At 34.7% G+C, this 12,619-nt stretch carries 13 protein-coding genes and 1 pseudogene; 11 read left to right on the forward strand and 3 right to left on the reverse strand.

Translation table 11 applies throughout. The features are described 5' to 3' along the window. The 6 genes from DT250_RS13940 to aceA form a co-directional block, all read left to right on the forward strand. Positions 1-643, forward strand: a 643-nt coding sequence (locus DT250_RS13940; protein WP_255450141.1) for a methyl-accepting chemotaxis protein, incomplete at its 5' end; no start/stop codon positions are given. A gap of 212 nt (positions 644-855) precedes the next feature. Next, positions 856-1,758, forward strand: coding sequence for a DMT family transporter (locus DT250_RS13945; RefSeq protein ID WP_081253853.1), 903 nt, complete (start codon positions 856-858; stop codon positions 1,756-1,758). 359 nt (positions 1,759-2,117) lie between these two features. After that, the gene (locus tag DT250_RS13950) at positions 2,118-2,774 is read left to right on the forward strand and encodes an S-layer homology domain-containing protein (protein ID WP_088095489.1); all 657 of its coding nucleotides are present in this window, start codon (positions 2,118-2,120) and stop codon (positions 2,772-2,774) included. A 138-nt stretch (positions 2,775-2,912) separates the two neighbouring features. Beyond that, entirely contained in the window at positions 2,913-3,683 is a 771-nt protein-coding gene (locus tag DT250_RS13955) for an S-layer homology domain-containing protein (protein WP_179952842.1), read from the forward strand. A gap of 217 nt (positions 3,684-3,900) precedes the next feature. Beyond that, positions 3,901-5,490 (forward strand): malate synthase A, encoded by a 1,590-nt coding sequence (gene aceB, locus DT250_RS13960; protein ID WP_149213191.1) that lies wholly within the window; start codon positions 3,901-3,903, stop codon positions 5,488-5,490. A gap of 23 nt (positions 5,491-5,513) precedes the next feature. After that, positions 5,514-6,791: an isocitrate lyase gene (gene aceA / locus DT250_RS13965; RefSeq protein WP_000787360.1), complete on the forward strand. Its 1,278-nt coding sequence runs from the start codon at positions 5,514-5,516 to the stop codon at positions 6,789-6,791. Between the two features lie 119 nt (positions 6,792-6,910). On the opposite strand, the gene DT250_RS13970 is transcribed toward aceA, so the two are convergent. Beyond that, complete coding sequence (locus DT250_RS13970) at positions 6,911-7,702, reverse strand: phosphotransferase (protein WP_149213192.1); 792 nt, start codon at positions 7,700-7,702, stop codon at positions 6,911-6,913. Positions 7,703-8,076: 374 nt separating this feature from the next. Between DT250_RS13970 and cspA the strand changes: the two genes are divergently transcribed. After that, the gene (cspA, locus tag DT250_RS13975) at positions 8,077-8,280 is read left to right on the forward strand and encodes an RNA chaperone/antiterminator CspA (protein ID WP_000301521.1); all 204 of its coding nucleotides are present in this window, start codon (positions 8,077-8,079) and stop codon (positions 8,278-8,280) included. Between the two features lie 114 nt (positions 8,281-8,394). Next, a pseudogene (locus DT250_RS13980) lies at positions 8,395-8,562 on the forward strand (IS5/IS1182 family transposase); the annotation flags it as partial. Between the two features lie 150 nt (positions 8,563-8,712). Here DT250_RS13980 and DT250_RS13985 read toward each other — a convergent pair. Then, entirely contained in the window at positions 8,713-8,925 is a 213-nt protein-coding gene (locus tag DT250_RS13985) for a hypothetical protein (RefSeq protein WP_000412666.1), read from the reverse strand. 317 nt (positions 8,926-9,242) lie between these two features. After that, complete coding sequence (locus DT250_RS13990) at positions 9,243-9,428, reverse strand: hypothetical protein (RefSeq protein WP_097858136.1); 186 nt, start codon at positions 9,426-9,428, stop codon at positions 9,243-9,245. Between the two features lie 283 nt (positions 9,429-9,711). On the opposite strand from DT250_RS13990, the gene DT250_RS13995 reads away from it, so the two are divergent. From DT250_RS13995 to lepB, 3 genes are all read left to right on the forward strand, one after another. Beyond that, a complete protein-coding gene (locus tag DT250_RS13995; protein WP_149213193.1) occupies positions 9,712-10,293 on the forward strand; it encodes a competence protein ComK in 582 nt (193 codons plus the stop codon). A gap of 888 nt (positions 10,294-11,181) precedes the next feature. Next, positions 11,182-11,775: a TVP38/TMEM64 family protein gene (locus DT250_RS14005; protein ID WP_000347517.1), complete on the forward strand. Its 594-nt coding sequence runs from the start codon at positions 11,182-11,184 to the stop codon at positions 11,773-11,775. A gap of 196 nt (positions 11,776-11,971) precedes the next feature. Next, positions 11,972-12,535 carry a signal peptidase I gene (lepB, locus tag DT250_RS14010; RefSeq protein WP_000751908.1) on the forward strand — a complete coding sequence of 188 codons (564 nt, stop codon included), beginning with the start codon at positions 11,972-11,974 and terminating at the stop codon, positions 12,533-12,535. The last annotated feature ends 84 nt before the right edge of the window (positions 12,536-12,619 follow it).

A 12,619-nucleotide genomic window follows, 5' to 3' on the forward strand; every position in this document is an offset into this window, starting at 1 on the left:
TCAACAGATGGATACAATCCAGAATTCAGTACATAACGGTGTGAAACAAGTAGAGACTATGAAAGAACAATCAGAAGAAATTGTTAAAATCATTGATGTTATGCAAGGTATTACCTCTCAAATTAACTTATTAGCATTAAACGCCGCAATTGAGGCTGCCCGTGCTGGGGAAAGTGGTAGAGGATTTGCAATTGTGGCAGATGAAGTAAGAAAATTAGCAGAACAATCTAGTGATTCTGCAAAACAAATTGAGAAGCTTATTACTCAAGTTATGGGAACAACGAACCATACGGTACATATGATGGGGAAAGTAGATAATGAGGTACAGGCAGGTACACAAGTAGTAATGCATACAGAAAAAGTATTTGGAAAAATTACAGAAAAAGTACAGCAAGTATCTGAGCAAATTCAAACGGTATCTATGTCTACAGATGAAATTGCAGCGAGTAGTGAAGAGATTTCGGCTTCTGCAGAAGACATGGCTCAAATATCTCAAAGATCATCTGACCGTACTGATAGGGTAAAAGAGTCTATTCAACAGCAAGAAAAATCTGTTCAAGAGATCTCGGTTTCAATTGAACATATGCATAATGCAGCAGGAGGATTAAAACAAATAGTTGCCCAATTTACTCTTCAAAAGTAGTAGTATATTTAAGTTTTAATATAGAAAAATTCCACTCAATAAATAAAAAAATCATCCTATATAACAAAGGATGATTTTTTTATGGGAATTTTGTGCAGTTATCACTTAATATATTCTAATTTTTTACAATTTTCCGATTGTAATATATAATAATACGTAATGTTTTGGAGATTTTTCATTTGTAAAAGATAGTTTATAGGAGGAGAGAAAGGGTGTTCAATAAAAAATCAATGCCGGCTATAAAAATGATCCTTTCGATGTCTATTTTCGGATCAATTGGATTTTTTTCTACTCAAACAGGTTTACCGTCTTTTGAATTAGTATTCGTTCGTTGCATTTGTGCAACTATATTTTTAGCATTGTGTTGGCTCGTAACAGGACAGTATAAAAGTGAGAAATGGAATAAAAAAGAAGTAATGCAAATATTAGCATGCGGTGTATTTCTCGTTTTTAACTGGGTATTTTTATTTAAAGCATTTGAAGTTATGTCGATTACAATTGCGATTTCAGTTTACCATCTTGCACCTATTATCGTATTAATGATTGGTAGTATTGTATTTAAAGAGAGACTTACAGTATTTGCGGTTATGTCCATTGTCATTTGTTTCATCGGTACCGTTTTAGTCGCTGGAGTAGACGGTAGTATGTCGTTAGAGAAATTAATGTCGTCTGGAATGGTATGGGCACTTCTTGCAGCCTTATTTTATGCCTTTACCACTTTATTAGGAAAAGGAATTCAGCATACGAGCGCATATGCGATGACATTTTTACAAACGTTTTTAGGTATATTTTTATTGCTACCATTCGTAGATTTTGGCAAGTTTCAAGGGTTAACAGAGATGAACTGGATGATGATTACAGCAACAGGACTTATACATACGGGATTTGTATATTACTTATTTTTTGACAGTTTAAGAGGTTTATCGACGAGATTAATTTCGGTATTAGTGTTTTTAGATCCTGCGGTTGCAATATTATTAGATACAGTCTTTACCGGGTTTAGACCGACTAGTATGCAAGTAGTAGGGATTGTTCTTATATTTGTAGGAATGGCATTTACTTTTCGCAAGGGAACAGAGAAGGAATTATCGATGAAGGAAAGTGCTACTTTATAATTTGAATAAAATGATATTGAAAAGACGCATATATATACTATTTGCGTCTTTTTGTGTCAATAAAGTGAAATTTAAAAATGTAAAGGAGTTCACAAAGAGATTGTAGAATTTTTAATATATAGCACCTTAGGTGTGACAGCTTCCTTTTTGAAATAAGAAAGAAGGAGGTATAAAGCAGAGAGGTAGTCGAAATGGTTCTTCTAGAAGATTTGCATTTTATCTTACATTCACCAACAAATTAATACTCCTGAAATAATGAAGTTCATTTTATTTGCAAATACTTCATATGTAGTATGGATAACTTCGTATTATCTATTATTTTTCTATTTAACATAAAATAGAAATAGGGAGAGAGGACAATGAAGAAAAAAATATTGGGTGTAATGATGATTGCGACAATGGTAGGCGGTATATTTGCAGGGACGAATGTGGCCCCTGTAAAAGCGGAAGAATATCCGGAAATGATCGTATTCGATGATGTTCCATACGGATTTTGGGCATATGATGCTATTTTAGATTTAGCTTATAATAAAATTATAGTTGGATACGGAAATGGAAAGTATGGTGTTGGAGACCTTACAACACGTGAACAAGTGGCTGGAGTTATTTACAAAACACTTGAAATGAAAGACGAAGGGGCAATAGCGAATCCATACAAAGATATTTCTGGCAGTTCAACTGATTTCCAAAAGGAAATTTTAGCGCTAACAAAACGTGGTGTTTTTAAAGGTGATGCAAACGGAAACTTTAGACCGAAAGCACCAATTACTCGAGCAGAAATGGCAGTAGCGCTTCAAAAGGCATATACTTTCGAAGCAAAACAAAAGCACACATTTAAAGATGTACCAAAAGGACATTGGGCAGAAGCGGCAATTAGTGCACTGCAATCTAATCAAGTTGTGACAGGAACTGGAAAAGGTATGTATGACTTAAATCGCCCTGTACCGAGAGAACAATATGCTCAATTTATAAACAATGCGATTATTAATTATCATTTGAAAGAGGATTGGAAATAGCGTGAAATAGGAAAGCACAAATAGAACTATTTGTGCTTTTTTGTTTGCTTATAAAAGAATTATTATTCGTTTTTATGTATTTTTATTGTTATACATGAGATTTATAATCAACCCTGTAAAAAGGGCATGATGTGTAATATGATTCACAAAACTGTCACGAATTGTGTCGAAAAATCTATTGTGACTATACCATTTGTTATGTATATTTTTAAAAAAACATATACATATTGGGGAGATAATTTGATGAGCAAAAAATTATTAAAAACAGCTACGGCATTAACAATTATGGGTGGGGTGTTATTCTCAGCAGAGAGTAACAATGTAAAAGCGGAAATTGCACCGTTACAAAATACAAATCCAATTGTATTTAAAGATGTACCAAAAGGACATTGGTCAGAAGAGGCAATTCATAATTTAGCGGCAAACGAAATTATTTTTGGATATGGGGATGGAATTTTCGGTTTTGGAGATGACGTAACACGTGAGCAAGTTGCAGCTTTAATTTATCGTGTATTTGATATAGAAGAACAAGAGGAATATGAAAACCCATATGGGGATATCGATGAAAACTCAACAAACTTTATTGAAGAGATATTAGCTTTAACGGAACTAGAAATTTTTATGGGAGACGAGCATGGAAACTTTAGACCGAAAGCAACGTTAACTCGTGCGGAAATGGCGCAAGTGCTTACGAATGCTTTTGATTTACAGGCGAAGGGATCTCATACGTTTAATGATGTTTCAGCAAATTCATGGGCAAAGAATGCAATTAGTGCAATACAAACAAATGGTATTACAGCGGGAATCGGAGATAATAAATTCGGCCCATCCATGAAAGTAAAAAGAGAGCAATACGCACAGTTTTTATACAAAGCAATTTTGCATGATATGGAACAAGGACAGCAATAAGGTTTAACTAGTAAAGTGATATTTGAAAAATAATACAAAAAGGTCATTGTTGTATAACAGTGGCCTTTTTTGTATGGAATAAAGCGCGAAAGAAAGGTATTTTGAAAAAAAAACGAAATGAATTTTCAAAAAAAACTTCCTTTTCTGAAGATTTGTTATATAATATAAAACATAAAATCAAATCTGTTATAAAACAGTTTAAGAAGGGGATGCTAATATGTCGACGCAAACTTCACGGGTTACATTGTCCGGAGAAATGTTACCAGCGTACAACGAAATATTGACACCTGAGGCGCTTAGTTTTTTAAAGGAACTACATGAAAATTTTAATAAGCGCCGCATAGAACTTTTACAAAAGCGTGCGGAGAAACAAAAGAGAATTGATGCAGGAGAGTTTCCGAAGTTTTTAGAAGAAACAAAGCGCATACGTGAAGCGGATTGGACAATTGCTCAATTGCCAAAAGATTTAGAGGATCGCCGCGTAGAGATTACTGGACCAGTGGATAGAAAGATGGTTATTAACGCTTTAAATTCAGGAGCGCATCTTTTTATGGCAGATTTTGAAGATTCGAATTCACCAACTTGGGAAAATGCGATTGAAGGTCAAATAAATTTACGAGATGCAGTGCAGGGAACGATTTCGCATAAAAATGAAAATGGAAAAGAATATCGTTTAAATAGTAAAACAGCAGTATTAATTGTGCGTCCAAGAGGATGGCATTTAGAAGAAAAACATATGCAAGTTGATGGGAAGAATATGTCTGGTAGCTTAGTAGATTTCGGACTTTATTTTTTCCATAATGCGAAAGCTCTTTTAGCAAAAGGAAGCGGTCCATACTTTTACTTACCGAAAATGGAAAGCCATTTAGAAGCAAGGTTATGGAATGATGTTTTCGTATTTTCACAAAAATATATCGGTATTCCAAACGGAACGATTAAAGCGACGGTATTACTGGAAACGATTCACGCTTCGTTTGAAATGGATGAAATTTTGTATGAGCTTAAAGATCATTCTGCTGGGTTAAATTGCGGAAGATGGGATTATATTTTCAGCTTTCTAAAGAGTTTCCGTAATCATAATGAATTTTTGCTTCCAGATAGAGCGCAAGTCACGATGACGGCGCCGTTTATGCGCGCGTATTCTTTGAAAGTTATTCAAACGTGTCACCGCCGTAATGCGCCAGCTATTGGAGGGATGGCAGCACAAATTCCGATTAAAAACAATCCAGAAGCGAATGAAGCAGCTTTTGAAAAAGTGCGTGCAGATAAGGAGCGCGAAGCTTTAGACGGTCATGACGGGACTTGGGTTGCCCATCCGGGACTTGTACCAGTCGCGATGGAAGTATTTAATCACATTATGAAAACACCGAATCAAATTTTTAGAAAACGCGAAGAAATACATGTTACAGAAAAGGATTTATTAGAAGTACCAGTGGGAACGATTACAGAAGAGGGACTTCGCCTAAATATTAGCGTAGGTATTCAATATATCGCATCTTGGTTAAGTGGACGGGGAGCGGCACCAATTTATAACTTAATGGAAGATGCGGCAACAGCGGAAATTTCTAGGGCACAAGTATGGCAATGGATTCGCCATGAAGGTGGAAAACTAAATGACGGCCGTAATATTACGCTTGAATTGATGGAAGAGCTAAAAGAAGAAGAATTAGCAAAAATAGAAAGAGAGATTGGTAAAGAAGCCTTTAAGAAAGGGAGATTCCAAGAGGCGACAACGTTGTTTACAAATCTCGTTCGGAATGATGAATTCGTACTATTTTTAACATTACCGGGTTATGAAATTTTATAAAAAATGAAAAGGGGATGGAACAAATGAAAAACGAAAGAATCGAGAAATTACAAGAGAGCTGGGAACTAGATACGCGCTGGAAAGGGATTACACGTCCATATTCGGCAGAAGATGTAATTCGCTTGCGCGGGTCAATTGATATTGAACATACATTAGCGCGCCGCGGTGCTGAAAAGCTTTGGTCATCGCTTCATACGGAAGATTATATTAACGCACTTGGCGCATTAACAGGAAACCAAGCGATGCAACAAGTGAAAGCTGGGCTAAAAGCAATTTATTTAAGTGGATGGCAAGTCGCTGCGGATGCGAACCTTTCTGGACATATGTATCCAGACCAAAGTTTATATCCAGCGAACAGCGTACCTGCTGTAGTGAAACGAATTAATCAAACACTGCAACGTGCGGATCAAATTCAGCATATGGAAGGAAGCGATGATACAGATTATTTCGTACCGATTGTAGCAGATGCAGAAGCAGGGTTTGGCGGACAATTAAACGTATTTGAACTGATGAAAGGTATGATTGAAGCGGGTGCATCAGGTGTGCACTTTGAAGATCAATTATCTTCAGAGAAAAAATGCGGCCATTTAGGCGGAAAAGTATTACTACCAACGCAAACAGCGGTGCGTAATTTAATTTCAGCACGCCTTGCTGCTGACGTAATGGGAGTGCCGACAATTATTGTTGCAAGAACAGATGCGGATGCAGCAGATTTAATTACGAGCGATATCGATCCAGTTGATAAAGCATTTATTACAGGTGAAAGAACTCCAGAAGGATTTTACCGTACGAAAGCAGGTCTTGATCAAGCAATTGCACGTGGTTTAGCATACGCTCCTTATGCAGATCTCGTTTGGTGTGAAACATCTGAACCAAATTTAGAAGATGCAAAACGATTTGCAGACGCAATTCATAAAGAGCATCCAGGGAAATTGCTTGCATATAACTGTTCACCTTCATTTAACTGGAAACAAAAATTAGATGAAAAAACAATTGCAAGCTTCCAAAAAGAAATCGCATCTTACGGTTATAAGTTCCAGTTCGTAACACTAGCTGGATTCCACTCATTAAACTACGGCATGTTTGAATTAGCACGTGGCTATAAAGAGCGTGGTATGGCAGCGTACTCTGAACTACAACAAGCAGAATTCGCAGCAGAAAAACACGGCTACTCTGCAACTCGTCACCAACGCGAAGTAGGAACAGGTTACTTTGATGAAGTAGCTCAAGTTATTACAGGTGGTACTTCATCAACGACAGCGCTAAAAGGATCTACAGAAGAAGCACAATTTACGAAATAAAAGGAAGGGGCACCTTTTTAAAGGGTGCCCTTATTATTTTCGGAACGATTCGAGAGTAAATGGAAATACATCAACGGTTTTTCAAATATATCGACTTACCGACAAAAAAGACGATAGTATCAAATCCACTCAGCTCTATGATCGCGAATAAACTGCATATCTTTCTTATAATGCTCTAAATGTCCTTCATCAATCATTCTTTGGAAATTCAAGTCGCCTTCTTGTGCTTTTCTTTTCATATATGTACATAATGCTTCTAATCGTAGTAACACTATTCCTAAGTAATCTTCGTCCATACTTTTACCGTAGGACTGGACAAACAATTTCACTTTTTCTTTCATACGGCTAGCATGTTGTGCCGATTCATAATGAACTGCCTCACCCGATTCCGTATAGTACACTCTACTTAAAGGTACACAAGTATAAAGCGTATAAGCGATATCCCAAATTCTTGGACCAGGAGCAGCAACATCGAAATCAATAATACCTACTGGTTTCTCGTCATGAAAAATAATGTTATATATAGCAAAATCGTTATGGCAAATAACCTCAATGTCATTTGGAGTATGATCCATCGGTTGCCATTCATCTGATAAGGGAAAGTCACTTACCGCATCATGATAAAGGCGGAGCATCTTTGCTATTTCCTTTAAAACAGCATTAGACCGCATATATTCTTTTAAAGGATAATTCCCAGCGTCACCTTCAATAAAGGATAAAATCTCTCTATCTTTTTCATCTACACCTAAAAACTTTGGAGCATGATGAAACCCTTTGTTTTCTAAGTGTTGTAATAATGTATGAATTTTTGCACTACCTTGCTTTAATTCTCGCCGAACAGTATTTTCAGAACGATACACATTTGATACATTTCCCCCTGTAAGCTTTTCTTCGTTGGTGTAGTTTGACATATAATCCCCCTCCAATATAACGACTGTACGATTATATTGTAACACTTCAGAACAAGGGATATAATCGTATTCAAATGATGTTTGTGTTCACTTCATAGTGGAATCCACACATACTAAAATCAATTATTTACGAATGTACAATCAATTTAATTTGTCAGTTATTTTCAAAAAAGATTGTACATTTTATTTTAAGTATGCTATGATGAAGTCAGTTGAATAGTTAAATTAAGCAATCCATATATTATCAAGTGCCGAAAAACGAACGAGAAAAAGTATGTGAGAACTAGTTTATGTTTCGTGTTTGATAATGTGTGGATTCTTTTTTTATACAGGAAGACTAAAATAAATTGTGTTTTCTTTAGGAGGAAATAATTATGGCAGTAACAGGACAAGTAAAATGGTTTAACAACGAAAAAGGATTCGGTTTCATCGAAGTTCCAGGCGAAAACGATGTATTCGTACATTTCTCTGCAATCGAAACTGAAGGTTTCAAATCTCTAGAAGAAGGTCAAAAAGTTAGCTTCGAAATCGAAGATGGTAACCGTGGACCTCAAGCTAAAAACGTAATCAAACTATAATTTTATAGTTCATTATGGAAAAAAGGATGGCTGCTGCCATCCTTTTTTTGTTGTGGAGAAAGTCTTTCCATCTCTTTTTTTATGTCAAAATTGATGGAAAAGGAGAGATTTCTTATGATGGAGGTATTCAAAAATCATCGGGGTGAACGCGTATCAGTTTCTATAGAAGAATTAGTTCTGCAGGATCATTTTCTACGTACGATTGAAGTAACAATTCGTTTTCATTTCATTGAAGAAAAATTACGTCCTTATAACTGTGAAAATAATGGTCGTCCTTTTATCATGCACATTAACGGGCAGTTGGTTTCTCCTCTCAAAATTCGGCGGGAGATCAACTGTCTGTTAACGCCCAATTGTTGAGGACTGATTAAAGTTTCACGTTATAAATGAGAAAGTATTAAGTTTATTTGTTCTTAATTTTTTCTTTACAATTCATTGTTTATTTGTTGTTCTGTCTACATCCGAAATGGGTAAATCTACGCCATATAGGCTTTGAGTAACATCTTTTTTGTTAGTATTGTTGTTAGAATTTTGTTCGTCTTGAGATGACGTTTCTAACATTTGTTCTTGCTCTTTACTAGGGGTATTCAGAGCATCTGATGGGACGCTATTAATCTGTTGTCTTAATAGACTTTTTTTCTCCATATTATACAGCTCCTTTTTGGAATTAGATAAAAAACTAATGTAATCATAAATAATCACTTACATATTTTGTGTTTTGAAATGGAATTCTATACAAAACTTATATTGTAGATTTAACGAATTAAAAAGTTGCTAGTGATGTATAAAGTTGAAGTTCTTAATAAAAAATAAAAATGGGTAACACGTACAAGTACTTTTTAACGTAGTGGATAATTTTTCATCGTATTTTTTGTATGTAGTAATATTTTCAAAAAAGGATATGAGGACACTCGGAAGAAAATAGGAAGAAGAGTAAAAGGCTTTCCAAAATGGAAGGCCTTTTACTCTTCTTTTCCCATCTTTTTCTTTTCGCGTTTCTTACATTCAGAGCATTTCGATTTACGAAAAGGCTTTGCAAAGAATAGTAGAATGAAAAATAAGCCGAATATAATGCTAGATGAGTTTTTCACGATCACAATGCTGCTATTTTTCATTTGAATCGTTGGTTGCATTTCTTTTTCTTCCATAATGGACCTCCATTTATTGGATTTTCCTTTTAATTATAGCAAAGTTAATTGTCGTAATGATGCGAAATGAGGAAGCAGTTGTAAATATTTATCGGTAGTATAAATCCATTTTATATAGGTTTTTATTACAAAAACAATATATTGTTATTTTATAATTTGAAAGATGTTTGATAAATGATAAATTATTGTAAAAAAGCGGAATCTGAAAACCATTTCCTTTTCATAGGTGCTAGAATTATATATGCAGCTGCTAATATAAATAGAAAAAAGGAGACAGTAGAATATGGAAAGTAAAGTAGAACGCTATGTTGAAAACTATGTGGTAAATAAAAATACAATGGCCTTACTTCCTGTTATTCTAAGTGAGAAGAAAATTGTTACACGAGTTGTTGAGATGGAAGATTCTTTTTTCGTATTTCAAAGGCCCCTAGATATTATAGAAAGAAGTTGCCGCAAGCATGGCTCTAGTTTCTTAGGTAGAAAAGAAGGAACGAAAGAGTTAACTCATATTACACATAAAGCACCGATTGCGATTAGTCCGGCAGATCAACTTTATTTTTTCCCTACTTATTCTTACTCTAGAAAAGAATGCTCTTGGTTGTCTCAGTTTTATATTGAAAGTAATAAAGAGTTAAAAGATGGAAATGTTATTGTTAGATTTATAAATGGCTTTGCTGTGAAATTAGAAATATCAAAAAGTAGTTTTGAAAATCAACAAAATCGTACAGCGAAATTGCGTACTGAATATGAAGATCGTAGAAAAAAACAAGGAAACCCTTGTTTTAAAGAGATTAATCAAAGGGATGAATCGACATTAAGACCAGCTTATGAGAGAGTGTATGTTGTTAGAGAAGAGGATGTGTAAAAAAGGATTTTAGAAGTAGTTTAAAAAATAGTATTGAGTCTTTTAATATATACGTCTTTCCGAAAAATACATTTCGGAAAGACGCATATATTTTTCGGGAGAATATATATTTTTTTATAATATAATATTAAAAGAGATTATATCGATTTCAAATTATAAAATTAAAAAATAGAAAGTGGGTATTAATTATGAAAAAAGCAGCAAGTGCAGCGGGACCAGAAGCTAAACAAGCGTTGCTAGATTTCTTTGCTTTAGGAAGTATTTATTCTGCTTGTTTTGAATAATGATATAGGAGTGAAATATGACTATCATCAGTACGATTTTCTTCTTTAGTTTTTCAGTATTTTTTATAATTCGTTACTTAAAATTAAAAAAGACATACGATTTATTAATGATATTTGTAAGCTTGTGTGCAGGGATTATGAGTGTGGAATTAATAAGTTTAAGTAAAACGGTATCATATGTTTTAGATACCATAGTTATTGTTCTAGTAATAATTGCTGTAATTCTTTTTCTTAAAGATAAAAAGAATCATTAAATTTTATTATTAAAATTATATTGAAATTCAAAAAGAGTTTGACCCAAAAGTAGCTGAATAGCTACTCGGGTTAACCTCTTTTTTATTTATAGGGTGTATTGTTGATATAAAAACAGCATTATGCACAGCGGATTTATTTTTGAAAAGTACTGAGTGTCACTATGTATATTATTCCTTTCTAAATATTGTCGAATATTGATAGATTATCATAGCATAATAATGAAGGAATTCTCATGAAAGATATGGAAACTTAATAATTACATCTCCATATGTCGTATCTACCATTTCCTCTTTCATATAAGCGATGATACAGTAGAGGTAGTACTTAGAGTAAAGGGGTAAAGTGTAGAATGGATTTTCAGACAATCAAAGAGTATTTTTCACCAGAAAATATGGATCATATTGTTGAAAGCTATAAAGCGTTCGGACCACTTCTTGGTATTGGTTTACCGATGATAGAAGCGTTGATTCCGGCATTGCCACTCATCGTATTTGTACTGGCGAATGCTGTTGCATTTGGATTTTGGCTCGGTTTTCTTTATTCTTGGCTTGGATCAGTAATGGGCGCCTTACTTGTCTTTTTCATTATCCGCCATTTTGGCCGAAGTCGTTTCTTTTCTTTTGTAAATAAGCATGAGAGAGTACGAAAGGCAATGGGGTGGATTGAAAGGAAAGGGTTTGCGCCAATTTTCGTCATATTTTGTTTTCCGTTTACACCGTCTGCGCTTATAAATGTTGTCGCTGGTTTATCTCGCATTAGTGTAAAGCAGTTTGGACTTGCGCTCGCGTTCGGAAAGCTTGTGATGATTTTTATTTTAACGTATATCGGTCATGATTTAATGTCATTTATTCATAATCCGGTGAAATCAGTCATTGTAGCAATTGGTATTTTTATTTTATGGTATGTCGGTAAGAAAATCGAAGTAAAGTTAGAACTACATTAAGAATAGACTTCTTTATCCAGCTATTTGAGGGCAGTAAAACTCCCACCTCAAAACTCGGTTGGATAGGTGAGAGCCTTGTTGCTCGTAAATGCTAGATTGGTGCGGCTGATAAGGAGTGGGATGAACAAAACTTCCGCCGATTCAGTTTCATTTTATAAATGCAGGCTTCATTATTAAAGGATAAGGGGAGAAGCTGATGAAGAAAACTTTGAAAAAAGAAGGCATAGAGTGGATACGAACAATTTTAATTGGTGTATTATTAGCTGTATTTTTTCGAACGTTTTTCTTTTCAACGTACGTTGTAGAGGGGAAGTCAATGATGCCGACATTGCAAGATGGCAATATGCTCGTTGTAAATAAGGTGAGTTATCAAGTAGGGGACTTGAACAGGTTTGATGTTGTTGTGTTTCATGCGAATAAAAAAGAGGACTACGTAAAACGAATTATCGGTTTACCTGGGGATCAAATTGAATATAAGCATGATAAACTGTATATAAACGGACAATTCGTGGATGAACCTTATTTAGAGACATATAAGAAAGAGATAAATGGACGACAACTAACGGGTGATTTTAAACTAGAAGAGTTAACGAAAGAAAATTCGGTGCCGCCTGGATATATTTTTGTAGTAGGTGATAATCGCCTCGGGAGCTGGGATAGTAGACACTTTGGATTTGTAAAAGCTGATACAGTTGTCGGCAAAGTTGATTTACGATATTGGCCAATTCAAGAGGTGCAAACGAATTTTTCAAAAGGTTGATATAATAGGTAGAAGTATAGAAAAAGACAAACTACTCTGTTTGTCTTTTTTCGTGTACTATAATACAATTATAGTAGCAAACTA

Source organism: Bacillus sp. AR2-1, from assembly GCF_008368755.1.
Lineage (GTDB): Bacteria > Bacillota > Bacilli > Bacillales > Bacillaceae_G > Bacillus_A > Bacillus_A wiedmannii.